The sequence below is a fragment of the Proteiniphilum propionicum genome, assembly GCF_022267555.1.
Taxonomy (GTDB): domain Bacteria; phylum Bacteroidota; class Bacteroidia; order Bacteroidales; family Dysgonomonadaceae; genus Proteiniphilum; species Proteiniphilum propionicum.
This window is the reverse complement of record NZ_CP073586.1, coordinates 3,555,861-3,581,786: the sequence shown is the minus strand read 5'-3', so window position 1 is coordinate 3,581,786 and position 25,926 is coordinate 3,555,861. Positions and strand designations below refer to the sequence as shown.

Sequence of the window (25,926 nt, the reverse complement as noted above, 5' to 3'; positions counted from 1 at the left end):
CGAGTGATTCGTAGCGCTTCCTTATTTTCTGCAACTTTTGGTAATTTTAAATGTTATACCTGAAATAAGTCAGGTTAAAGTATGGAAATATTCACTTTCTTATAACTGGATCAATAGCTCCCTGCTTAATAATACTGATTTTATTGAGTAAAAAAAGAGAATTATGAAGAAGATTGTTGTTGCAGGATGCGGTTTTGGTGGATTACAACTTGTCCGGCATTTGGATAAGGGGCTATTCGATATATTAATCATTGATAAGATAAACCATCATCAGTTTCCCCCGCTTTTTTATCAGGTAGCAGCATCGCAGATTGAACCGTCCACCATTTCGTTTCCCATCAGAAAAATATTTCAAAAGAGAAGAGACGTACGTATTCGTCTGGCACAGGTCTATTCGGTAAATGATTCTGAGAAATATATTGATACCTCAATCGGTAGGTTCGGTTACGATTACCTTGTTATTGCTACCGGTAGTACCACTAATTTTTATGGTAACGGACAGATAGAGAATAATGCATTGGTGCTAAAATCCACCTATCAGTCAATCAATGTAAGAAATGTTATTCTTAACAATTTCGAAAAATTGCTCTATGCCGTGAATAAAGAGGGATTGTACAATATAATCATTGTGGGAGGTGGTGCCACAGGTGTTGAACTTGCCGGTGCTTTTGCCGAAATGACGAAGGATATACTTCCAAAAGACTATCCAAACATTGATCCCGGAAAAGTTAACGTATATCTGCTTGAAGGAGGGAAGCATACTCTTGCTGCCATGAGCCCTTTTGCCCAGAAATACTCCGAAAGTTATCTACGTTCAATGGGTGTGATAGTGAAGACAGGCGCCATTGTTCAAAATTACGATGGAGAGGTGCTCACACTTCAGAGTGGAGAGGTTATTCCTGCCAGAAACGTAATCTGGTCGGCCGGTGTTAAGGGAAATGCCATTGGGGGTATTCCGGAAGGTGCGGTATTGCAAAACGGGCGAATTAAGGTAAACCGCATAAATATGGTAGAGGGGATGCACAATGTCTTCGCTATCGGTGATGTGTCATATATGGAGACTGAACGTTATCCGCGAGGACATCCGCAACTTGCTAACGTGGCTATCGGGCAGGGTAAGAATCTGGCACGTAACCTGCAAAGGATGGAAAATAGAATAAAGCCGCTGAGGCAATATGAGTACCGCAACCTGGGCACCATGGCTACTGTAGGTCGTAACAAAGCGGTGGTGGACCTCCCGTTCGTGAGGTTCAAAGGTCGTTTTGCCTGGTTCGTTTGGATGTTTTTCCACCTTATGCTTATCCTCAGCGTCCGCAATAAACTCATTGTTTTTATAAACTGGGCGTGGAATTATTTTACCAGGAATAATTCGCTGAGGCTTATCCTCAAAGATAGCGATTAAGGCTGTATAGCCCCACCGTTCCATCCCGTCGTAAAATAAGGTTGCTATTGCAAGGTACCTCGTGATCAAGGGAGCAAACTACTCCTCCCATACAAGGTAGGCGGACACCAACCAGTGATTGAGTTTGTTATCGGAAATGGCGGTGGACTCGGGGATGCTGATGGAAAGGATATGGCTCCCGCCTTTGAGGCAGGGTAAGTTCACCTCAACCGGAGGTACGTCACTCCCGGGACACCAGTTACTGCGTGAAAGGTCAGACGAGGCCAGTGGCTCCTCGATCTCTTTTTCTGCGCGCTTGCCGTCGTGACTGATGTAAGCCATTGATCGTTTTTGAAGCCACACACCCGAGGTGGGGCTGAAGCGTCTGAACGAAGCGCAGTCGGTACGCCAGGGCGTGAAGCGGAGCACCTCGTTGCCGTCGATCGTTAGGATGTTTTCCTGCGGATGAAACTCGTCTCCCCCTGAGTGGCCGCCATGGCCGGTGGCGATATACTTCAGCCGTACATTCTTCACATGAGCCGGGAGGGTGAAGGGTATCTCCACATTACGCCGGGAAAAGATGTCGGGATGCTTCTGACCTACATAGTAGTTTGTGTTTATAAGTGGCTCAACATGAATGTTTGGTTTCTTGTCGCCTTTAATATTGCTCTCGGTAAGGGAGAGTTCTGCATTTACTTTATAGCCCTCTTTTGTCCATGTATCGATATAAATCCCTGCATATGCTTCACCTTCAAGCAGTGGAAGCAGATCGGTGATATCCTGGGTCCATGATACCTCCTTTGCCCAGCCATCAACGTATACAGGGCGGCGGCGTGAAGAGACAGAGTCTTCATTACTGCTGAAATAGCCCACTCCGAATGGTGTCATAAAACGCATCAACTCTACAGTAGGCAGATAATCTTTACCTTGTACTATGCCTGTTAGGTCCTCAAACCGGGTTGTGTCTTGCTGAGGGTAAGAGGCTCTGCCGGACGCAATGTCCAGCATCGATATTTTTGAATTTTGTGGAATAACAAAGCAGGAACCCGATTTATCCCATGGGTCGCCATTGGAAACCAGTGTGATTTTTATTTCAGCTTTCGTATAATGTTTAAATTTCGGGACAGTTAACTTTTTCAGCACAATACGTCCGTTACCAAGGTATATGAGTCCATCTTTTTCAATTACTCCGTCGGGATAGTCGGAAGGGTTGAAGAGTATTGGAGTGTCCCGGAACATATTTATGGTCACGGCTTTTTTTGTGCGTTGTGCCGAAAGTGTGCATGCGACGACAAAAAAGATCAGTATGAATGTTAGTTTTTTCATAATTTCGCTTAACTTTTGTTTGTTATGTATATTTTGCGTAAATATACAAAAATCTATTATATTTGTGGAGACAACACGATAAACATGATTATTATATGCGTATAAAAGATATCATCCAGGCAATAGAAAATCTTGCCCCTCTGCCGTTACAGGAAGAGTATGATAACAGCGGGTTGCAGGTTGGTGATCCCGGCAGGGAGGCATCAGGAGCTCTTCTGGCTATAGATGTGACAGAAAATGTGATTGACGAAGCTGTGGCGCTGGAATGTAATCTTATTATTTCGCATCACCCATTGGCTTTCAGGCCATTTAAATCGATTACAGGAAAAAACTATGTGGAACGATGTATCGTGCAGGCGATTAAAAACGATATCGTGATCTATGCAGCTCATACCAATCTTGATAACGCACAGGGCGGAGTTAACTTTAAACTGGCCGAGATGCTGGAACTTCAAAATGTGAAGGTGCTGAATCCGATGGAGCACGCATTGCTTAAAGTTGTTACAACTGTTCCGGTGCAGCATGCAGAAAGCGTGAGAAACGCGCTGTTTAATGCCGGGGCAGGGCACATAGGAAACTATGACAGCTGCAGCTACAACTTATCTGGTGAAGGTACATTCAGAGCAAGGCCGGGAGCCAATCCCAATATCGGAGAAATTAATCAACTGCATTTTGAACCGGAAGTAAGAATAGAAACAGTGATACCTGTCATGAAAAAAGAAGAGGTGTTGCGTGCATTATTGGCGGTTCATCCGTATGAAGAGCCTGTGTTCGACCTTTACCCTATAAACAACGAATGGGAGCAGAACGGAGGCGGGATAGTGGGTGTACTCCCCGAAACTATGCCGGGACAGGAGTTTCTATATATGCTGAAGGATATTTTTAACCTGCCCACTATACGACATTCAAAAATTGAGAGGAAGGAGATCAGGGATGTGGCAGTGTGCGGAGGGGCAGGAGCCTTTCTCATTCCCAGAGCCATTGCTTACGGCGCCGATGCTTTTGTGACGGGAGAGGCGAAATATAACGACTTCTATGATGTTGAGGGACGTTTGTTGCTTGCAGTAGTGGGACATTATGAATCGGAAATTTGCACAAAAGAGATTTTTTTTGATCTGATTTCGAGAAAATTTCCTACCTTTGCACTGTATAAATCGGCGTTCGATTCGAATCCCGTGAAATATCTGTAAAAGAGCGGTCCGACTTGTTCCCGCAGTTACGGAAAAATGTGGTAATGAAACGATTATATTTTCGTTTGATTACTGCATTTTTTGTTGAGAACAGATCCCTTCTAACAGGTACGTGTGGTTCATTTCTGAAATAAAATATAAATCAATAAACATATAACATCATGGCAACTAGAAAAAAAAATGTAGAACTGGAAGTATCGGTTGAAGATAAATTGAAATCTCTTTTCAAGCTTCAATCCTATCTGTCGGAAATAGACCGCATAAAAACCCTGCGTGGGGAGCTTCCCCTTGAGGTTGCAGACCTCGATGATGAGATTGCAGGGTTAGGTACCCGTATTAACAATTTTGAACTTGAGCTGAAACAGTTAGATGATAACACGAAGTTGCAGAAGGGAAAGATAGAGACCAGCAAGGTGAAGATAGAGAAGTATACAAAGCAGCTTGACAACGTACGCAACAGTAAGGAGTATGACCATCTTTCCAAGGAGATAGAGTTTGAAACACTGGAGATAGAGCTTTCCGAAAAACATATCCGAGAGTACGCGCAGGAGTCTGCGATGATTAAAGAGCAGATTAAAGCAGCCGGTGAATTGTTGGAGGAAAAAACTTCCGACCTGGAACACAAAAAAAGGGAGCTTGACGATATAGTCTCTGAAACGAAAGCACAGGAAGAGAAAATTCGTGAAAAGGCTAAAAAAACCGAGACCTCCATTGACCCGCGCCTGCTGGCGGCTTTTAAACGTATTCGTAAAAATGCCAGGAACGGCTTGGGAGTAGTACCCATTCAACGTGGTGCCTGTGGCGGATGTTTTAACAAAATACCACCTCAGAAACAGATGGATATCAAACTTGGAAAGAAAATCATTGTGTGCGAGTATTGCGGCCGGATAATGATAGATCCTGAGATGGCAGGTATCACCGAGAAATAACATTATTATCTGTTAGGAATAACAAAAAAAAGAATACCGGTCAGAATTTAAATAGAGAATTATTTCTCTATTTTGTTTTAAAATTTTCTTTTTTTGGATGGAAAAGGTGTATCTTTGCGCTCTCAGAGAAAGATACTTCGTTTTTCATACACTTCTTACTAAAAAAAACCTTTTGATTATAATGGTTGATCAAAATGATTTCAAGCAAGATTACTTATTATAACATATATGGCTAATCGAATCAAAATTAAGAAAGGCTTGCAGATTCCGTTGATTGGTGAATCGGAAGAGACACTAAGAGGTACGGTGACGAGCGAATTTGTGAAAATTTGTCCGGAAGATTTTCAAGGTGTCACTCCCAAGTTAGCCGTCAGGGTGAATGATGCTGTGAAAGCCGGATCAGCACTTTTCTACGAAAAGAATCATCCGGAGATGCTTTTTGCTTCACCTGCAAGCGGTATTGTTACAGAGATTGAGCGCGGTGAAAAACGCCGTATTCTTAACATAGTTGTGAAGGCTGATAGTACTGTAGAGTATAAAGTCTTCGGTAAGAAAGAGATCACTCCACTCTCCCCTGAAGAGATAAGACAGTCTATTCTCGATGCTGGGATCTGGTTCTTGATAAAACAAAGGCCTTATGATATCGTTGCGATGCCGGATAAACAACCACGTGATATTTTTGTCACCGGCTTCGATTCGGCCCCCCTGGCGCCCTCCTACGACTTTCTCTTGAACGGCCATGAAGAAGATCTGCAGACAGGACTGGATGCGCTGGCAAAGCTGACAGAAGGGGATGTTTATCTTTCAATTAGTACAAAGACAACAAGCAAGTCATTGCGTGAAGCAAAAAATGTTATTGTCACTGAGTTTGATGGACCACACCCGGCAGGAAACGTTGGTGTGCATATTAACCGGCTTAAACCGGTGAACCGTGGTGAAGTGGTTTGGACACTGAACGCGCTGGATGTAGCTGTAATAGGCCGCCTGTTCAATAAAGGTGTTACAGATCTTACACGTACAATAGCACTCACTGGATCAGAAATAAAGCAGACAGGGTATTACAAGATGCTCATAGGTACTGAGTTAAAGTCACTATTCGAGAACAACGTAACAGAAGGTGCTTCATTAAGATATATCAGCGGTAACCCGCTTACCGGGCGCAAGATAGAGAAGGAGGGTGTGCTAAGGGCATACGATTCACAGGTGACTGTTATTCCCGAGGGTGACGATGTGCACGAGGCTTTTGGCTGGGCATCTTTTTCTCCCGGACGCTACAGTTCAGGTGGTACATATCCAAAATATAACAAAAAATACCGTCTTGATGCTCGCCTGATGGGTGGGCCCAGGGCAATTATCGTCTCCAACGAATATGATAAGGTGTTTCCGATGGATATTTATCCTGAGCAGCTCATAAAAGCTATTATTGCATTCAATATAGACAAGATGGAGCAACTCGGCATATACGAGGTGGCTCCTGAAGATTTTGCACTTTGCGAATTTGTAGACACTTCCAAACTTGAACTGCAGCATATTGTCCGCACGGGGCTTGACCTGCTTCGCAAGGAGATGGAGTAGCCGTATAAATAAATAGTAATAACAAATATATAAAATATAGGACTTTGAAAGCGTTAAGAAAGTATCTTGATAAGATAAAACCTAATTTCGAGGAAGGTGGTAAACTGCATTGGCTTCATTCAACATACGATGCATTTGAGACATTCCTTTTTGTACCTGGTACTACATCGAAATCGGGGGTGCACATTCATGATGCGCGTGACTCTAAACGTACGATGGTCATTGTGATTATTGCACTTATACCTGCATTTCTTGCAGGTATGTATAACGTGGGCCTGCAACATTATATGGCAATCGGGCAGGATGTATCATTTCTCACAAAGTTTATATTCGGATTTCTGGCCGTTCTGCCTCAGCTTGTTGTTTCATATGTGGTTGGATTGGGTATCGAGTTTGCCGCAGCACAGGTTAAGAAAGAGGAGGTTGCCGAAGGATTTCTGGTAACTGGTATCCTTATCCCGATGATTGTGCCGGTAGATACACCATTATGGATGATCGCTGTGGCGACCGCCTTTGCGGTGATTTTTGCCAAAGAGGTGTTTGGTGGCACCGGATATAATATTTTCAACGTGGCATTGATTACACGTGCTTTCCTGTTTTTCTCTTATCCCTCTAAAATGTCGGGCGACCAGGTTTGGGTGCGTACCGGAAATACTTTCGGAATGGGACAGGGGACAGTCGTTGACGGTTTTTCCGGAGCAACTCCGCTGGGACAGTTGTCGACAACCGATGCAGTTGGTTTCGGAGAGTTCACTTTCCAGGGTATTACAGGGCAGCCCCTCTCAATAAGTGATATGTTTTTTGGATTTATCCCCGGATCGGTCGGAGAGGTATCTACATTTGCAATTTTATTGGGGGCTATTCTGTTGATTGCGACTGGTGTAGGGAGTTGGAAGACAATGCTATCAGTATTTATCGGAGGCTTGACAGGTGTGTTGCTGGTGAACTTGTTTGCAAATAATGCCATTATGGAAATGCCGGCATATTATCACTTCTTACTGGGAGGATTTGCTTTCGGTGCAGTATTTATGGCAACCGATCCGGTGACCTCTTCCAGAACAGAAAAAGGAAAATGGATTTACGGTTTTCTAATAGGTTTGCTTGCGATTGCTATTCGCGTGTTTAATCCAGGGTATCCTGAAGGTATGATGCTCGCAATACTGTTTATGAATGCGTTTGCACCGCTTATCGATTTCTATGTAGTTGATGCGAATGTTAAACGGCGGATGAAAAGAGCAACAGTAACTGCAAAGAGGGTACAACAATAAAAATAGAGAAGAGCTATGAACAGAGAAAATAGTGGATATACAATCATATATGCATCGGTAATGGTAATTATTGTTGCTCTTGGACTGGCCTTTACACACCAGGTACTTAGCGACCGGCAGACAGCAAACGTGAACATCGATAAAATGCAGCAGATCTTGCGTTCGCTCAACATCGATGCAAAACCTGCCGAAGCAGAGGAGAAATACAATGATCTGGTGAAAAATGCCTATCTCATAAACATTGAAGGTGTTAAAGTGGAAGGTACGGAGGGTACTTCTCCTTTCGATCCTGCTTTCACTGCCGAACTGAGCGATGAGAATGCAGAGGTTTTGCCAGTTTACGAAGCAGAAATTGACGGAGCAGTCAGATATATTATTCCAATGAGTGGCGCCGGACTTTGGGGACCAATATGGGGATATCTTTCAGTAGAGGCGGACGGAAGTACTGTTTACGGTTCCGAATTCGGGCATGCTGGAGAGACTCCCGGGCTGGGAGCCGAGATAGTGAGTCCAGCATTCCGTAACCAGTTTAAAGGGAGAGAATTGTTAAAAAGCGGAGTGTTCATGTCCATTGCAGTGGTAAAACCCGGTCAATCTGTAGCTGGTAGAGATTATGTTGATGGCATATCAGGTGGTACCATTACTAGTAAGGGTGTTGATCACATGTTGCTAACCAGTGTTGGAAAATATAAGAGTTTTTTAATGAATTTGAATGCTGCCAATTAAGGACAGTTTAATTAAAACAGAAATAAAATGGCATTATCAAGTAAAACAAAGGCGGTTTTATTAGGACCGCTGAATAAAAATAACCCCATTATTGTTCAGGTTCTGGGTATCTGCTCAGCTCTGGCAGTAACATCAAAACTTGAGCCCGCTATTGTGATGGCTATAGCCGTAACAATTGTAACAGCTTTCGGCAATGTAATAATATCTTTGTTGCGCAAAACCATTCCCAACCGTATTCGTATAATCGTGCAACTTGTTGTTGTAGCCGCATTGGTGACAATTGTTAGCGAGGTGTTGAAAGCTTTCGCGTATGATGTTAATAAACAGCTGTCAGTTTTTGTCGGTTTGATTGTTACCAACTGTATCCTTATGGGCCGCCTGGAAGCATTTGCACTGGGCAACGGGCCCTGGCCTTCTTTTCTCGATGGCATAGGGAATGGTCTGGGGTACGGGTGGATACTGGTAGTTGTGGGTTTCTTCCGAGAACTTCTGGGCTCAGGCACTCTCTATGGTTACCATGTCATTCCACAGTCGTTCTACAACGCAGGTTACGAAAACAACGGGCTTATGATGCTTGCCCCGATGGCAATATTACTGGTAGCTTGTATTATTTGGATTCACCGGTCGAAGAACAAGGAACTGCAGGAAGAGACCAATTGATAAAAAAATAGTTTATTACAATATATAGTATATGGACGCAATTAATTTAATTGTACGATCGATCTTTGTTGATAATATGATTTTCGCTTACTTCTTGGGGATGTGCTCATTCCTGGCGGTATCGAAAAATGTAAAAACAGCACTGGGACTGGGCATTGCCGTAACCTTCGTGCTTGTTATTACACTCCCTCTTAATTATCTGCTTGAAAACTATGTTCTCAAAGCGGGGGCATTAGTATGGCTGGGTGAAGAATTTGCAGATGTAGATTTAAGTGTTTTCAGTTTGCTTATATTCATCGCGGTAATCGCATCCTTTACACAGTTGGTGGAGATGATTATTGAACGATTCAGCCCCGCACTTTATAATTCACTTGGTATTTTTCTTCCCCTCATAGCCGTAAACTGTGCTATTCTTGGAGGTTCTTTGTTCATGCAACAACGTGAATTCGCCAATTTAGGCTTGGCTACCTCTTATGCATTCGGTTCAGGTATCGGCTGGTTGCTGGCTATAGTAGGTATGGCTGCTATTAGGGAAAAGCTGGAATACTCCAACGTGCCTAAAGCTCTGAAGGGATTAGGTATCACATTTATTATTACTGCATTAATGGCTATCGGTTTCATGAGTTTCTCAGGAATCAACATTTAATTGAATAAGACTTTTAAATATACAATATAATTATTTAAGCACATAAGTATGAGCGTATTATTGAGCGTGGCCGGATTAACGATATGGACGAGTGTTATTGTGTTCCTGCTTATCATTCTTATCCTTGTTTTAATCATTCTTATAGCTAAAGCGAAATTGATGCCGTCAGGCAATGTGAAAATTACTGTAAACGATGAGAAAGAACTGAGCGTGCCGATGGGAAGCACGTTGTTGAACACATTGCAGTCGCAGAATATTTTCCTTTCATCTGCCTGCGGCGGCGGGGGTACATGTGGCCAGTGCCGTTGCCGAGTTGTAGATGGTGGCGGTGATATCCTGCCTACTGAAAAGGGGCATTTCAACCGTAAAGAGCAGTTGAATAACTGGCGTTTGAGCTGTCAGGTGAAAGTGAAGGAAGATATGTCCATTATTATTCCTGAGGAGGTATTTGGAATTAAAGAATGGGAGTGCGAGGTGATTTCAAACCGTAACGTGGCATCGTTTATCAAGGAGTTTGTTGTTAAGTTGCCCGAAGGAGAAAAGCTCGATTTTAAACCGGGTTCATACAGCCAGATCAGGGTCCCTAAATTTGACAAGATAAAATATTCCGATTTTCATATTGACGATAAGTACAAAGGTGAGTGGGACAAGCTTAAAATGTGGGACCTTGCAGCCACCAACGAAGAAGATACTGTACGTGCCTATTCAATGGCCAACTATCCTGCCGAAGGTAATATCATCACACTTAACGTGCGTGTGGCAACACCTCCTTTCGACAGAGCCAAGGGTACCTGGATGAATGTGAATCCAGGTGTAGTATCATCATATATATTCAATCTGCAACCAGGAGACAAGGTGATGATGTCAGGCCCGTTCGGAGATTTCCATCCCGTTTTAGACAGTAAACGCGAAATGCTCTGGGTAGGCGGTGGTGCCGGTATGGCTCCTCTGCGCTCGCAAATTATGCATATGACCAAGACATTGAAAACAACCGATCGCAAGATGTCGTATTTCTATGGAGCAAGAGCCTTGGTTGAGGCATTCTATCTTGAAGATTTCTACGAACTGGAGCGCGAATTTTCAAATTTCTCATTCCATCTGGCACTCGACAGGCCCGATCCGGCAGCTGATGCCGCAGGCGTGAAGTATACTCCCGGCTTTGTACATCAGGTAATTTTTGACACCTATCTGAAAGATCACGAGGCCCCGGAGGATATTGAGTATTACATGTGCGGCCCTGGTCCTATGGCAAATGCAGTTAAACGAATGCTCGACAGCCTGGGTGTTCCGCTCGAAATGATTATGTTCGATGATTTTGGCTAATTGGTCAATTTATTCCGGATGTTTTATTATCAATTATCCGGTAGATATCCAATTTAACCACAGATAGTAGCTTGTATGGATATAGAATCTCGATGAGATTTATTCCGTTGACAATATTGGCATTCAAATATATTGAGACTTTTCTAACGAACTGTTTTAAAATTAAAGAAGAGGGAATCTCCAATCTTTTTCTAAGCTAAGAATATATTTGTCCGGGTTTAATGCTTTAAAAATTGACCCGGACAAATTCTTTTAAATACCATTTTTACTATGTTTTAAAGGTGTTTGCTGAAATATGATTTACTGTTTCACGATAATATTTTTTACTTGTGCTGTGCAAGGAAGACGTGGTTAAATGGTGAAAAAAATATTTTTTATTGTACAAGATCAATTTTTTTCAAAGAAAATTGTGAAAAAATTTTGCAGATATAGATTTTTGCTTTTACTTTGCAACCATTAAGCAAGAAAATCATTCAAACTGTAAGTAAAGTGTATAATCAAATAGATATTCTAGTCATTTCTATTCTACTTCTGGAAAACTTCGGAGGGTGAGACTGGCATATCGATACATTTACAAAGACAGTAAAAATACAGATAACTTTTCTCACCACGTGGGAAAGGTTTTTTTTTATTATATAAACAGAGAAATATTTAGTTTACAACATGGAGCGAATTTATGTATTTGACACAACGTTGAGAGATGGCGAACAGGTCCCCGGCTGCCAGTTGAACACAATAGAGAAGATTCAGATTGCCCAGGCTCTCGAACTGTTGGGGGTAGACGTGATTGAAGCCGGTTTCCCGGTCTCAAGTCCCGGCGATTTCAACTCGGTAGTTGAGATCGCCAAGGCTGTGACCTGGCCGGTTATTTGTGCACTTACCCGTGCCGTGGAGAAAGACATAGAAGTAGCTGCCGAAGCCCTGAAATATGCAAAACGCAAACGTATTCACACAGGGATCGGTACTTCAGATTATCACATTAGGCACAAATTCAATTCTAATAGGGAAGATATCATTGAGCGGGCGGTGAGTGCGGTGAAGTATGCCCGGCGTTTTGTCGACGATGTTGAGTTCTATGCCGAGGATGCGGGCCGTACATGCAATGAGTACCTTGCCCGCGTAGTACAGGCAGTGGTGAATGCGGGTGCTACTGTTGTAAATATCCCCGATACTACCGGTTATTGTTTCCCCGATGAGTTTGGAGCGAAAATAAGATACCTTGTTGAGAACGTTGATTTAAAAAACGCGATATTATCAACACACTGTCACCAGGATCTGGGAATGGCTACCGCCAATACAATTGCCGGGGTTATCAACGGAGCTAGGCAGATAGAGGTAACGGTTAACGGTATTGGCGAGAGGGCCGGCAATACCTCTCTCGAAGAGGTGGTGATGGCACTCAAAAGCCATAAAGACAGGGGATTCGAAACCAATATCAATACACATCATATCTACTCTACAAGCCGTCTGGTGTCAAGCTTGATGAATATGCCGGTACAGCCCAACAAGGCGATCGTGGGAAGAAACGCGTTTGCACACTCTTCCGGAATACATCAGGATGGGGTATTGAAAAATGTAGAAACTTATGAGATAATTAATCCCAGGGATGTTGGTATCGATGATAATGCTATTGTGCTGACCGCCCGCAGCGGACGTGCCGCACTGAAAAACCGTTTGTCGCTCCTTGGAGTAAAGCTCGATGGCGAAGAACTGGATAAGGTCTACCAGAACTTTCTGGAGCTGGCAGACAGGAAAAAGAGTGTGAACGACGATGATATACTTATGCTTGTGGGTAAAGAGGCACGTTTGCACAGGATAAAAGTGGAATATCTGCAGGTAGTATGCGGAATAGGAGTCCGCGATGTGGCAAGTATCGGCTTGAATATTGCCGGCGAACGTTTCGAGGCTACTGCAACCGGTAATGGCCCGGTTGATGCAGCTATCAGGGCAGTCAAAAATATTATTCGAAGAAAAATAAGAATTCAGGAGTTTCTCATCCAGGCAATCGATCATGGTAGTGATGACGTTGGCAAAGTTCATATGCAGGTTGAACACAACGATATGTTGTATTACGGCTTCGCTGCAAATACCGATATCGTGGCAGCCTCGGTAGAAGCGTTTATCGATGCGGTGAATAAGTTTGTTGAATAGAAGAGAAAAGCTGCTAATTACTCCTGGTGATTAAATAGAATTTAAGTCAGCTTGATAGTCAAATCTGTTCCGAAAGCGCTGAATATCTAAAAAGATTGTTTGTAACAATACTTCGGTGGATTTTTTTAATTTGCTGAATATCAACAGAGTATGGCATCTTTGAGGATCTAGCATAACTTATTGGCTGTTAGTGTTATAAATGAAGATTTAACGAAGCACTATAATATGTTAAATATTAATATGTATTTTGGTCCGATTGCAATTAAGGAGACTTTTAGCAGGCGACTCAAAGTTGAAAACAAAAAAAAGAATTTATATTCAGTGGTGCGGGGAGATCTTAAATAAGAATTAAATTTTTAGAATGAATTAAATAATGAAAACTCTTTTTGACAAGATATGGGATGCTCACGTGGTTACCACAGTGAAAGATGGCCCCACTCAATTGTATATAGACAGACATTTATGTCACGAGGTGACAAGTCCCCAAGCATTTGCAGGCCTTCGTGCACGAGGGCTGCAAGTATTCCGGCCTGACCAGACCACCCTTACGGCTGATCACAACATTCCTACCATCGGGCAGGATAAGCCAATCCGTGATCAGATTTCACGTTTTCAGGTAGACACCCTCGCAAAAAACGCCAGGGATTTCGGATTGACCTATTATGGGCTCAACGATCCCGGGAACGGTATTGTACATGTTATAGGCCCGGAAAATGGTTATACTCAGCCGGGAATGACCATCGTGTGCGGAGACAGTCACACCTCTACACACGGAGCCTTTGGAGCCATCGCTTTTGGTATTGGTACCAGCGAGGTAGAAATGGTGCTGGCGTCTCAATGTATCCTGCAGTCACGGCCCGGGACCATGCGCATCAATTTTGAAGGTAAGTTGAATGATAATGTGAGTGCCAAAGATATGGCGCTTTATATGATCTCACAGCTAACAACCGGAGGTGCCACGGGATATTTTGTAGAATATGCCGGCGAGGCTGTTCGCCATTTAACAATGGAGCAACGGATGACACTTTGTAACATGAGTATTGAAATGGGTGCACGAGGAGGGCTTATCGCTCCCGATGAAATAACGTTTAGTTATGTTAAGGGACGCAAGTTTGCTCCAAAGGGAGAGAAATGGAACAAGGCAGTGGATTATTGGAAAACGTTGAAGACTGATGAAGGAGCTATTTTCGATAAAGAGATTACGATTGATGTATCACAGATTCGTCCGATGATTACCTATGGAACCAATCCGGGAATGGGAATGCCCGTCGATGGCAACATACCGCTATTGGAAGATATCGATGAGACAGGAAAAATATCATTCAAAAAATCACTGAATTACATGGGATTTGTTCCAGGAGAGAAACTTGAAGGGAAACAGATAGATTATGTCTTTCTTGGTAGTTGTACCAACGGGCGTATTGAGGACTTCAGGGTGTTCGCCAACTATGTTAAAGGGAAAAAGAAAGCCGATAATGTAACGGCCTGGTTGGTACCCGGCAGCTGGCAGGTACGCAAGCAGATTGAGGCGGAAGGGTTGGACATGATCCTCAAAGAGGCAGGTTTTGAACTCCGGCAGCCAGGGTGCTCTGCATGTCTGGCTATGAACGATGATAAGGTTCCTACAGGGAAGTATGCTGTATCTACATCTAACCGCAACTTCGAAGGTCGCCAGGGTCCCGGTTCAAGGACCATATTGGCGGGTCCGCTGGTGGCGGCTGCGGCGGCTGTAAACGGAAAAATAACCCAACCCTAACTTCAGGCGGCTAATGTCCCCGGATATTCGACAAAAATAGTAAATGATAGAAAAAATAAAAAATGGAAAAATTTCAAACAATCACATCAACATATGTTCCGCTTCCCATTGAAAATGTGGATACCGACCAGATTATACCGGCCCGTTTTCTGAAAGCAACCACCCGGGAAGGATTTGGCAACAACCTTTTTGCCGACTGGCGATATGACAAGGAGGGCAGGCCAAGAAGCGGTTTCGTGCTCAATAATCCCGCCTACACAGGCCAGGTATTAGTGGCAGGTAAGAATTTCGGGAGCGGAAGTAGCCGGGAACATGCTGCCTGGGCAATTGCAGGGTATGGATTCAAGGTGGTGGTGTCGAGCTTTTTTGCCGATATCTTTCGCAATAATGCACTCAACAACGGTATCCTGCCGGTTGTTGTAAGCGAAGAGTTTCTAAGTGGACTGTTTGCAGCATCAGACAGCAATGCGAAGGCTACCGTTACGGTAAACTTAGAGGAGCAAACAATATCTAATAATGAAACGGGTAAAATTGAATCGTTTGAAATCAATCCATATAAGAAAGAGTGCCTGCTGAAAGGATTGGATGATATTGATTTTCTGCTGTCGAACAGAGAGAAGATAGAAGAATATGAGAAACGTCGTACTTATGTATATTAATTGTTTGTGTAATTGCCGCAAGGTCATCTGCTGAAGGCAATTTACTTATACGATCATTTCAAACTAAACCGGTAAATATAGATTGTTTTGGGAGAAGTAAGAAAGATAGAGATCATGGATACTACTCTGCGTGATGGTGAACAGACATCAGGGGTATCCTTTGCGGCTCAGGAGAAGGTGAGTATTGTGAGCCTTTTGCTGGAAGAGCTGAAAGTAGACAGGGTGGAGATCGCCTCCGCCCGGGTATCAGAGGGTGAATTCCGTTCAGTTCAGAAGATAGCCCAATGGGCACAAGCACATGGTTATATCGAAAGGTTGGAGGTGCTGGGATTTGTTGACGGAACCTCTTCGCTGGAATGGATAGCCAATACCGGGTGCAAGGTGATAAACCTGCTTATTAAAGGTTCGTTGGAGCACTGCACCTATCAGCTTAGCAAGACCCCCGGAGAGCATCTGGCTGATGTTAGGAAAAGTATTTCTACGGCAAAGGAGATGGGATTGACTGTCAATATATACCTTGAGGATTGGTCCAACGGGATGCGCAATTCTAAAGATTATGTGTTCCATATGATGGACGGACTTAAAGATGAGCCTGTTAAGCGTTTTATGCTTCCTGATACGCTTGGAGTGCTCAACCCCGATGAAACCAGACAATTCTGTTCCGAAATGATTGGACGTTATCCTGGAATTCATTTCGATTTTCATGCACATAACGACTATGATCTGGCAGTTGCCAATGTTTATGAAGCTGTAAAAGCAGGTGCCCAGGGGGTGCATGTAACCGTGAACGGGCTTGGAGAGCGTGCGGGCAATGCTCCACTCACAAGCGTGATTGCGCTGATACACGACCATATGGGCCTGCGGACCAATGTTGACGAGTCTAATCTTTATAATGTGAGCAAGGTTGTTGAAAGCTATTCGGGGATACGTATTCCCAAAAATAAACCTATCATAGGCGACAATGTATTTACACAGGTGGCAGGCATTCATGCTGATGGGGACAAAAAGAAAAATCTCTATTTCAACGATTTGATGCCTGAACGTTTCGGCCGCTATCGTGAATATGCATTGGGGAAAAATTCAGGTCGGTCCAATATTACCAAGAATCTGGAGGCTCTAGGTATTCAGCTTGACGACGAAGCAACGAGGAAAGTGACAGCCCGCATTATTGAGTTGGGCGATAAAAAAGAGATCGTAAATCTCGATGAGCTTCCTTACATTGTCTCCGATGTGTTGAAAAATGGTCTTGATAACAAGGATATCCTGATGCTTAACTATTCACTTACGCTCACCGATGGGCTTCGGCCAACGGCTACGGTGAAGATATCGATTAAAGGAGAAGTATACCAGGAGACGGCAGCAGGAGAGGGGCAGTATCACGCATTCTCAAAGGCGATGTACAAAATTTACAGGAGGCTCAACAAACCTGTACCTGAGTTGATCGACTATGAGGTGGTTATCCCTCCGGGAGGGAAAACAAACGCATATGTGCAGACAGTAATTACATGGAAGTATGAGGGCAAGGTGTTTAAAACCCGTGCACTCGACATAGACCAGACCGTCGCGGCTATCAAGGCTACAATGAAGATGTTGAACATGATTGAAAGCGGGAGTATTCCCAATATAAATTATCTGCAGTTACCGTAACGGTAGCATCAGATTTCAGAACCTTTAATATGGAATAGGTGCCAAGTATAAGTATAAAGTATTATCAGAAAAAAAATGAAACTGAATATAGCTGTATTGCCGGGTGATGGAATAGGCCCGGAGATTATGACTCAAGCGCTGGAAGTTACGAAAGCCGTTTGTGAAAAATTCGAACATGTATTAACCTACAGTGTAGGTATTGTGGGAGCATGCGCCATTGATGCCGTGGAAGATCCTTATCCTGCTGAAACACACAATCTTTGCATGAAGAGTGACGCAGTACTTTTTGGCGCCATTGGCGATCCGGAGTATGACAATAATCCTAATGCCAGTGTGCGCCCCGAACAGGGATTGCTAAGAATGCGAAAACAACTGGGGCTGTATGGGAATATCCGTCCCGTGGTAACCTTTCCCTCTCTTGTTCATAAGTCGCCGCTGCGCGCAGAACTGGTTGAAGGGACCGACTTTGTATGCATTAGGGAGCTCACCGGAGGTATGTATTTCGGTCGCCCGCAGGGTAGGAGCGAGGATGGCAATACAGCGTACGACACATGTCAATATACCCGTGAAGAGGTGGAGCGTGTTTTGCATCTTGCATACAGGTTTGCCGGGCAGAGACGTAAAAAGGTGACGGTAGTGGACAAAGCTAATGTGCTTGCTACTTCGCGGTTGTGGCGGCAGATTGCACGGGAGCTTTCTCTTCAGTACCCCGATATTGAGACCAACTATCTCTTCGTCGACAATGCGGCTATGCGTATTATCCAATGGCCCAAAAGTTTTGATGTGCTGGTTACCGAGAACCTGTTCGGAGATATTCTAACCGATGAGGCCTCTGTGATTACCGGCTCTCTGGGACTGCTGCCTTCGGCGTCCATCGGACTGCATACATCATTGTTTGAGCCTATTCATGGATCCTATCCACAGGCTGCAGGTAAAAATATTGCTAATCCAATTGCAATGATTCTTTCTGCTGCACTTATGTTCGAGTATGGCTTTAACCTAATGGACGAGGGAGCTATTATTAGAGAAGCTGTAAATGCGAGCCTCGAAGCAGGTGTCGTTACAGAAGATATTGCAGACGGAGGAAAAGCATATAAGACCTGTGAGGTTGGAGAATGGATTGCTGGATATATAAAGGAAAAGAAATAATGGACATAGGCAATAATAAAGAAGTCGTAAAAATGACTGCGGAAGGCAAGGGTAGCCTACGTAGTGCGACGAGCACCAGGGGTCGCCGTATGGCAGGGGCAAGGGCCCTCTGGCATGCCAATGGTATGACACGCGAACAGTTGGGCAAACCCATTATAGCTATAGTTAACTCCTTCACTCAGTTTGTACCGGGGCATGTGCATCTGCACGAAATAGGACAGCTGGTGAAAAAAGAGGTTGAGAAGCTGGGCTGTTTCGCAGCTGAGTTTAACACTATCGCCATTGACGACGGCATTGCCATGGGGCATGACGGTATGTTGTATTCCCTGCCGTCGAGAGACCTGATTGCCGATTCGGTGGAATATATGGTCAATGCCCATAAGGCAGATGCTATGGTCTGCATAAGCAATTGTGACAAGATTACTCCGGGGATGCTTATAGCTGCAATGCGGTTGAATATACCTGCTATTTTTGTTTCGGGAGGGCCGATGGAAGCAGGAATAATTGGTGATGAACAGATCGACCTTATCGACGCGATGATTGAGTCGGCTGATGAGGCTGTTTCCAGCGAACGTGTAGCTCAATTGGAACAGCTGGCCTGTCCCACCTGTGGCTCCTGTTCCGGGATGTTTACCGCAAACTCCATGAACTGTCTCAATGAGGCAATAGGACTAGCACTGCCAGGCAATGGAACCGTTCTGGCTACTCATGTCAACAGGAAAGAACTGTTTGTGAAAGCTGCACGGCAGATAGTGGAGAATGCTTACCGATACTATTTTGATGGCGACGAAACGGTACTTCCCAGAAATATCGCTACCCGTGAAGCGTTCCTGAACGCCATGACGCTTGATATTGCCATGGGAGGTTCTACCAATACAATACTCCATACGCTCGCTATCGCACATGAAGGGGAGATCGACTTCACACTCGAAGATATAGATGCGCTTTCGAGGCGCGTCCCATGTATCTGCAAGGTGGCACCCAACACAAAAAAGTACCATATCCAGGATGTGAACCGTGCTGGGGGAATTATGGGCATAATGAACGAACTGGCAAAGGCGGGACTGGTTAATACCTCGGTACACCGTGCTGATGGCCTTACTTTGGGGGAAGCCATTGGAAAATATGATATAACTTCAGGCAATTCTTCGGAAGAGGCTGTAACAATCTTTTCGTCCGCACCCGGGAACCGGTATAATATTGTAATGGGATCGCAGAATGCGAGGTTCAAAGAGCTCGATACAGACAGGGCAAATGGCTGCATCCGTAGTGTGGAGCATGCTTATACAAAAGATGGGGGACTGGCTATCCTGAAGGGTAATATTGCCCGCAACGGCTGTGTGGTGAAGACAGCGGGCGTGGACGAGGGTGTCTGGAAGTTTAATGGAAAAGCTAAAGTGTATCACTCACAGGAAGACGCTTGTAGCGCTATCCTTAATGGAGATGTCAGGGCAGGAGATGTGGTTGTTATTATCTATGAAGGCCCTAAAGGGGGACCGGGAATGCAGGAGATGCTATATCCCACATCCTACATCAAAGCAAAACATCTGGGAAAAGAGTGTGCCCTTATTACTGACGGGCGTTTCTCCGGTGGTACCTCGGGACTCTCCATAGGGCACATCTCACCTGAAGCTGCTGCCGGTGGTAATATAGGGCTGGTACGTGACGGAGATATTATTGAGATAGATATTCCCGGGCGATCCATTAATTTGAAAGTCAGTGACGAAGAGCTTGCCGAAAGAAGACGGACGGAGGAGGCCAGGGGAGAAGAGGCTTTCCGTCCCATACGGGAAAGGAAAGTGTCCAAAGCTTTGAGGGCTTATGCTGCTTTTGTCAGTTCTGCCGATCTGGGTGCAGTGAGAATCATTTAGATATTTTTTAAATTCAGCACTTAAGTTTTATAGATTAGGGTTATAAGGTCCATAATTAATTGTGTAAAGTTACCCGTAACGGTACTTTTTTATAACAATCAACAATGAATATTATGAATAGAGAGAAACAGACCCAAACAGTGATGTCCCCTTCGGAAGAAGCCGGGACTATTCAGGGCAGTGAGATCCTTATCCGTTCGCTTATCGCGGAAGGAGTGGATACTATGTTCGGGTACCCGGGTGGAGCTATTATGCCCGTGTTCGATGCTTTGTACGATCATAAAGATAAGATAAAACATATTCTGGTGCGCCACGAACAGGGTGCTGTACATGCTGCGCAGGGTTATGCACGTGTATCTGAAAAAGTGGGTGTAGCACTTGTTACGTCGGGCCCCGGAGCAACTAACACCATCACCGGTATCACTGATGCAATGATGGATAGCACTCCCCTGGTAGTCATCTCAGGACAGGTAGCTTCAGGTTTGCTGGGCTCGGATGCTTTTCAGGAAGCCGATGTAATTGGAGTAACACAGCCCATAACTAAATGGGCTTACCAGATAAGGCGAACGGAAGATATTGCATGGGCCGTTTCCAGGGCATTTTACATTGCATCTAGCGGTCGTCCCGGACCTGTAGTGCTTGATATAGCCAAAGATGCGCAGACAAACAGATGCGAATATTTCTATCAGAAGACTACCTTCCTACGGAGTTATATACCCTTTCCTGAGCCTGATACTGATCAGATACGGAAGGCGGCAGCCATTATAAACAGTGCCCAAAAACCTTTTGCGCTGGTAGGGCAGGGTGTTATTCTGGGAAATGCGGAGGAGGAGTTGCGTGCATTCCTGGAAAAAGGAGATATTCCGTTCGGTTCCACCATACTGGGATTGTCAGCCATGCCCTCCGGTCACCATTTGAATCATGGAATGCTGGGGATGCATGGGAATGTGGCGCCTAACATGATGACCAACAGTTGTGATGTGTTGATCGCTATAGGGATGAGGTTCGACGATCGTGTGACGGGAAATCTGAAGACATATGCCAGACAGGCAAAGGTAATACATTTCGATATCGATCCCGCTGAACTAGATAAGAATGTAAAGACATCTGCCAAAGTTCGTGGTGATGCAAAAAAAACACTTCCTTTAGTTACCGCCCTGCTGGAAAATCGATCGCATACAAAGTGGCTGGCTGAGTTTCAACCCTATGAACAGAAAGAGTATGATTGCATTATCAGAAATGAACTGTATCCAGAAAATGGAGAAATAAAAATGGGCGAGGTGGTTAACAAAATCACCGAGGCGACACATAATAATGCTATATGTGTGACCGATGTGGGACAACATCAGATGATGGCAACGCGTTATTTCAGATTTAATAAAACCCGTAGCATAGTCACATCAGGCGGGCTGGGGACGATGGGTTTCGGGTTGCCTGCCGGAATTGGTGCCAAATACGGTGCACCTGACAGAACAGTTTGTATCTTTGTGGGCGATGGAGGGTTGCAGATGACCATTCAGGAGTTTGGAACCATTATGGAATATAATTTGAATGTAAAGATCATTCTTCTGAACAATAGTTATCTGGGGATGGTGCGCCAATGGCAGGAATTGTTTTTTGATGAGCGATATTCCGAAACACACTTGAAAAACCCGGACTTCGTCAAGATTGCTGATGCCTACAACATCAAAGGACGTAAGGTGACAAAGCGTGAAGAGCTGGATGAAGCCATTAATGAGATGCTGGAGCATAACGGGGCATATCTGCTGGAGGTGAAAGTGGAAACAAAGGGGATGGTTTATCCCATGGTGCCCGCCGGTGGTACCGTTACCGACATTTTACTCGGAAACGGGCACAAGCTTTAAAAGTGAGTGAAAACAATTAATAAAAACTGAACTATGAATGAGAATAAAACATTATATACCATCACAGTATTTTCAGAAAATACTGTAGGCGTACTCAATCAGATCACTACTATTTTCACCCGTCGGCAGTTGAATATAGAAACACTGTCTGTTTCGCCATCGGCAATAAAAGGGATTCACAAGTTTACCATAACCACCTTTTCCGATGATGAGGAGGTGATGAAGAAGTTGGTGCGGCTTATTGATAAACGTGTGGATATTCTGAAGGCTTATTATAATACCAACGAAGATCTTGTGCACCAGGAGCTGGCGCTTTACAAACTCTCAACCGAGAAGGTGCTGGAACACGGTTCCATAGAGTATCTGGTGAGGAAGTACAACATCCGCATACTGGAGGTGTCCAAAGATTGTGTTGTGTTTCTTAAAGCAGGTCATTATGCCGAGACACAGGGGCTTTTTGATGAGCTGGCCTCAACTATAGGTGTTTTGCAGTTTGTCCGTTCCGGCAGGATTGCAATCACGAAATCTAAATTGGAGCGGCTGAGCGATATGCTGGCAAAGCATGAACAAGTACTCAACGGGATTGTTGAGAATGAATAAATGAGACTGCTCCGGGAACCATGAATATCAAAAATGATTATTTTAATACATTGAATATCACTATGTATTTTGGTCCCTCTGCAGTAAAAGAGAATTTTAGCAGGAGATTTATAAAAGGATAAATTAATTATATTATAATAATGGTCGATGAGTACACACCTCACATTTTAATCAGTCACAAAGCTCAGTGATCAAGATTTTTGATATCTGAAAGACTGCTCATATATAATGTTTAAGTTGTGACTCTTGACTCAAATAGTCAAAAAAATATGGCAAAAATGAATTTTGGTAGGGTAGAGGAAAATGTAGTTACCCGCGACGAGTTTCCATTGAGCAAAGCTCAGGAAGTGTTGAAGAATGAAACAATAGCAGTAATCGGTTACGGAGTACAAGGGCCGGGACAGTCTCTCAACCTGCGTGATAACGGGTTTAACGTGATTGTGGGTCAACGGAAGAACAGCAAGACCTGGGATAAGGCTGTGGCCGACGGATGGGTTCCGGGAGAAACCCTTTTTGAGATAGAGGAGGCATGCAAACGCGGCACAATTATCCAGTACCTCTTGTCAGATGCGGCACAGATTACGCTTTGGAGCACAGTAAAAAAGCATCTTACACCTGGTAAAGCACTCTATTTTTCACATGGTTTTGGCATTACCTATAAAGAGCGTACTGGCATTGTCCCTCCTCCCGATGTTGATGTAATACTGGTAGCACCTAAAGGCTCGGGTACAAGCCTTCGAAAAATGTTTCTTGAAGGCAGGGGACTGAACTCAAGCTATGCTATCTTTCAGGATGCCACTGGAAAAGCTTATGAGCGCGTGGTAGCTCTCGGTATTGGCGTGGGATCAGGATACCTGTTTGAAACCGACTTCAAGCGTGAGGTATATTCCGACCTTACAGGCGAGCGTGGTACGCTTATGGGTGCTATCCAGGGACTGTTGCTGGCTCAATATGAAGTGTTGCGCGAGAACGGGCATACCCCTTCTGAAGCATTTAACGAAACAGTGGAAGAGCTTACCCAGTCGCTTATGCCTTTATTTGCGGAAAACGGGATGGACTGGATGTATGCTAACTGCTCCACTACAGCTCAACGTGGCGCTTTGGACTGGATGGGGCCGTTCCATGATGCTACCAAACCTGTTTTCGAAAAACTATATAAGGAGGTGGCAAGCGGCAACGAAGCACAGCGCTCTATTGACAGTAACTCGCAACCCGATTATCGCCAAAAGCTGGAGGTTGAACTTAAAGCCCTTCGTGAAAGCGAGATGTGGCAGGCCGGAGCAGTAGTCAGGAAACTGCGTCCTGAGAACAATTGAACTCTTTTAATTGGTTTGTTGTTTGTAAACAATGTTTTTCATTGACTGAAAGATCAAATAAAAAACCGATACAGCATTTACATTTATAAAAGAGACACAGGCTTAAAAACCCGAGTCTCTTTTTTGATGCGCTGTGCAATGCAATTAACCAGGTGAAAATTCCAGCTCAATTATTACATACTGAATTTTAATCGCCGTGTATTAACAATGTCTTATTTTTGTATGATACTTTTCGCTGATTCTTTAATCATTAATCTGGTTTTTAGAAAAACACGTTTCGTTGTATTCTCTTTATCGTTTATTTTTGTAAATAAAATTCTTATAGCCATCTTGCAAATCTCTTCAATTGGTTGTGAAACACATGTTAAAGGTGGATCAATATAATCAAGATATGGATTATTGTCAAATGTAATAAGGGAAATCTCATCTGGTATTTTTAATTCTTCTTCTCTTATAGCTTTCAAAGAACCCATTGCTATTGTATTGCTGAAGGCAAATATTGCAGTAGGCCTGTTTTCTGTTTGGAGCAACAGTTTGGTTTCCAGATATCCGTTTTGTTCACTGAAAGAATCACCGGTTACCGAGTATGTATTAATGCCATGGTCCGACATGGCATCTTTAAAACCTTTTACACGCTGTGTATTTGGTGTAGAGTCTTTTACGCCTTGAATACAGGCTATGTTGGTGTGACCGAGTTCAATTAGATATTTTGCGGCCAAATATGCGCCGTTATAATTATCGGAGGTTACAAAACTCAAATCCTGATTTTCAAAATACCTGTCGATACAAATGAGTGGCATCCCCCTTTTTTTTAATTGCAACAGATGGTCTGAAACATTACTGCAAGGCACAATAATCATTCCGTCTATACTCCTTGATGTCAATTGTTTAACAGTTTCCCGTTCTATTGTAATATTATCATCGCTGTCGCCAATAAGTGTTATATAATTTGCCTTGCTTGCTTCTAAGTTTATAGCGCTCGCCATTTCCGCGAAAAAAGGATTTTTTAATGAGGGTACGATTAAGGCAATTGTCCGACCTGATCCTTTTCTGAGATTTCTTGCAAATTCATTTGGCGTGTAGTTATATTCATCGGCAGTTGATTTAATTTTCTCTTGTGTAGCTTTTGAAATTCTATAGTTATCTGCTTTTCCGTTTAATACTCTGGAAACGGTTGAGGTTGAGTAGCCTGTTATTCTTGCAATATCGGCAATATTAATCTTTTGTATCATACTATATAAGCTATTTTTTTTCAATGAAACTATTTCCTATGTTAGCAATTAGAATTACCGGTCATAAACAGCAAAGCTAAAAGAATTATTGCATTTGTAAAAGCAAAATGTTTTTCCTCCAGCCGGCATAGCAAAATAATTTACAATGCCATTGTTTAATGCAAAAGTTTAAACATGTCCCTTTCTTTTAACGCCCTTCGCTTGCAACAGTTACCCCGTGAAACATCGAAGCATCTTATATTTAGTTTATACGAATCGAATTGATACATACATAAGTTCAATATAAAGTTAAAACAAAGCTATTACAAACGAGACTTAAAAGAAACCAATTTTAAAAAAGTAACAAAGTTTAACAATAATAAAACGCGCAAACGATTGCGCTTTTGTAGTTTTTATCTACATTTACAGTTTATTGATGTAAAACATATTTAATAATTGTATTAATGAATAATATTTATAAATATGTTGATGGAAACAAAATCTCAACAAAAGATTATTTTTTCTATTGGCCAAATATGTTGGAACTGCCGGAAACGAATGTTAACAGCAAGGTGCAATATAGCGAAGGTTTTTTAAATTATTGAAGTTGAATAAGAATAATTTTCACCAGCTGTTAAAAAGTTGAATGGGATTTTTGGGTTATTGACTATAATTTA

At 43.4% G+C, this 25,926-nt stretch carries 20 protein-coding genes; 18 read left to right on the top strand and 2 right to left on the bottom strand.

What is annotated here, in order from left to right; all coding sequences use genetic code 11:
- Nucleotides 1-163 precede the first annotated feature (163 nt).
- On the top strand, nucleotides 164-1,402 hold the full coding sequence (locus KDN43_RS14810; protein WP_238867351.1) for an NAD(P)/FAD-dependent oxidoreductase: 1,239 nt from the start codon (nucleotides 164-166) through the stop codon (nucleotides 1,400-1,402).
- A gap of 78 nt (nucleotides 1,403-1,480) precedes the next feature.
- Here KDN43_RS14810 and KDN43_RS14805 read toward each other — a convergent pair whose 3' ends face one another.
- Nucleotides 1,481-2,707: a PNGase F N-terminal domain-containing protein gene (locus tag KDN43_RS14805; protein ID WP_238867349.1), complete on the bottom strand. Its 1,227-nt coding sequence runs from the start codon at nucleotides 2,705-2,707 to the stop codon at nucleotides 1,481-1,483.
- A 95-nt stretch (nucleotides 2,708-2,802) separates the two neighbouring features.
- Between KDN43_RS14805 and KDN43_RS14800 the strand changes: the two genes are divergently transcribed.
- The 17 genes from KDN43_RS14800 to ilvC all read left to right on the top strand — a co-directional run bounded on the left by KDN43_RS14800 (nucleotide 2,803) and on the right by ilvC (nucleotide 24,038).
- The gene (locus KDN43_RS14800; RefSeq protein WP_238867347.1) at nucleotides 2,803-3,897 is read left to right on the top strand and encodes a Nif3-like dinuclear metal center hexameric protein; all 1,095 of its coding nucleotides are present in this window, start codon (nucleotides 2,803-2,805) and stop codon (nucleotides 3,895-3,897) included.
- A 161-nt stretch (nucleotides 3,898-4,058) separates the two neighbouring features.
- Entirely contained in the window at nucleotides 4,059-4,826 is a 768-nt protein-coding gene (locus KDN43_RS14795; protein WP_238867344.1) for a zinc ribbon domain-containing protein, read from the top strand.
- A 228-nt stretch (nucleotides 4,827-5,054) separates the two neighbouring features.
- Entirely contained in the window at nucleotides 5,055-6,401 is a 1,347-nt protein-coding gene (locus tag KDN43_RS14790) for a Na(+)-translocating NADH-quinone reductase subunit A (protein WP_238867342.1), read from the top strand.
- Nucleotides 6,402-6,445: 44 nt separating this feature from the next.
- Nucleotides 6,446-7,669 carry an NADH:ubiquinone reductase (Na(+)-transporting) subunit B gene (locus KDN43_RS14785; protein WP_238867340.1) on the top strand — a complete coding sequence of 408 codons (1,224 nt, stop codon included), beginning with the start codon at nucleotides 6,446-6,448 and terminating at the stop codon, nucleotides 7,667-7,669.
- A gap of 15 nt (nucleotides 7,670-7,684) precedes the next feature.
- Nucleotides 7,685-8,395: an NADH:ubiquinone reductase (Na(+)-transporting) subunit C gene (nqrC, locus tag KDN43_RS14780; protein WP_238867338.1), complete on the top strand. Its 711-nt coding sequence runs from the start codon at nucleotides 7,685-7,687 to the stop codon at nucleotides 8,393-8,395.
- 27 nt (nucleotides 8,396-8,422) lie between these two features.
- A complete protein-coding gene (gene nqrD / locus KDN43_RS14775) occupies nucleotides 8,423-9,055 on the top strand; it encodes an NADH:ubiquinone reductase (Na(+)-transporting) subunit D (protein WP_238867336.1) in 633 nt (210 codons plus the stop codon).
- Between the two features lie 31 nt (nucleotides 9,056-9,086).
- Entirely contained in the window at nucleotides 9,087-9,701 is a 615-nt protein-coding gene (nqrE, locus tag KDN43_RS14770) for an NADH:ubiquinone reductase (Na(+)-transporting) subunit E (RefSeq protein WP_238867334.1), read from the top strand.
- 48 nt (nucleotides 9,702-9,749) lie between these two features.
- Entirely contained in the window at nucleotides 9,750-11,024 is a 1,275-nt protein-coding gene (nqrF, locus tag KDN43_RS14765) for an NADH:ubiquinone reductase (Na(+)-transporting) subunit F (protein WP_238867333.1), read from the top strand.
- Nucleotides 11,025-11,687: 663 nt separating this feature from the next.
- Nucleotides 11,688-13,175, top strand: a complete 1,488-nt coding sequence (locus tag KDN43_RS14760) for a 2-isopropylmalate synthase (protein WP_238867331.1) — start codon at nucleotides 11,688-11,690, stop codon at nucleotides 13,173-13,175.
- Between the two features lie 373 nt (nucleotides 13,176-13,548).
- Nucleotides 13,549-14,931, top strand: a complete 1,383-nt coding sequence (gene leuC / locus KDN43_RS14755) for a 3-isopropylmalate dehydratase large subunit (protein WP_238867329.1) — start codon at nucleotides 13,549-13,551, stop codon at nucleotides 14,929-14,931.
- A 62-nt stretch (nucleotides 14,932-14,993) separates the two neighbouring features.
- Nucleotides 14,994-15,590 carry a 3-isopropylmalate dehydratase small subunit gene (gene leuD, locus KDN43_RS14750; protein WP_238867327.1) on the top strand — a complete coding sequence of 199 codons (597 nt, stop codon included), beginning with the start codon at nucleotides 14,994-14,996 and terminating at the stop codon, nucleotides 15,588-15,590.
- A gap of 114 nt (nucleotides 15,591-15,704) precedes the next feature.
- Entirely contained in the window at nucleotides 15,705-17,237 is a 1,533-nt protein-coding gene (locus tag KDN43_RS14745; RefSeq protein ID WP_238869498.1) for an alpha-isopropylmalate synthase regulatory domain-containing protein, read from the top strand.
- A gap of 75 nt (nucleotides 17,238-17,312) precedes the next feature.
- Nucleotides 17,313-18,386, top strand: coding sequence for a 3-isopropylmalate dehydrogenase (gene leuB, locus KDN43_RS14740; RefSeq protein WP_238867324.1), 1,074 nt, complete (start codon nucleotides 17,313-17,315; stop codon nucleotides 18,384-18,386).
- 32 nt (nucleotides 18,387-18,418) lie between these two features.
- Complete coding sequence (gene ilvD / locus KDN43_RS14735; protein ID WP_238869497.1) at nucleotides 18,419-20,257, top strand: dihydroxy-acid dehydratase; 1,839 nt, start codon at nucleotides 18,419-18,421, stop codon at nucleotides 20,255-20,257.
- Nucleotides 20,258-20,370: 113 nt separating this feature from the next.
- Nucleotides 20,371-22,122: a biosynthetic-type acetolactate synthase large subunit gene (gene ilvB, locus KDN43_RS14730; RefSeq protein ID WP_407681771.1), complete on the top strand. Its 1,752-nt coding sequence runs from the start codon at nucleotides 20,371-20,373 to the stop codon at nucleotides 22,120-22,122.
- A 33-nt stretch (nucleotides 22,123-22,155) separates the two neighbouring features.
- Nucleotides 22,156-22,722 carry an acetolactate synthase small subunit gene (gene ilvN / locus KDN43_RS14725; protein ID WP_238867322.1) on the top strand — a complete coding sequence of 189 codons (567 nt, stop codon included), beginning with the start codon at nucleotides 22,156-22,158 and terminating at the stop codon, nucleotides 22,720-22,722.
- 269 nt (nucleotides 22,723-22,991) lie between these two features.
- Nucleotides 22,992-24,038: a ketol-acid reductoisomerase gene (gene ilvC, locus KDN43_RS14720; RefSeq protein WP_238867320.1), complete on the top strand. Its 1,047-nt coding sequence runs from the start codon at nucleotides 22,992-22,994 to the stop codon at nucleotides 24,036-24,038.
- Nucleotides 24,039-24,250: 212 nt separating this feature from the next.
- Here ilvC and KDN43_RS14715 read toward each other — a convergent pair whose 3' ends face one another.
- The gene (locus tag KDN43_RS14715; RefSeq protein ID WP_238867318.1) at nucleotides 24,251-25,294 is read right to left on the bottom strand and encodes a LacI family DNA-binding transcriptional regulator; all 1,044 of its coding nucleotides are present in this window, start codon (nucleotides 25,292-25,294) and stop codon (nucleotides 24,251-24,253) included.
- Nucleotides 25,295-25,926 lie beyond the last annotated feature (632 nt).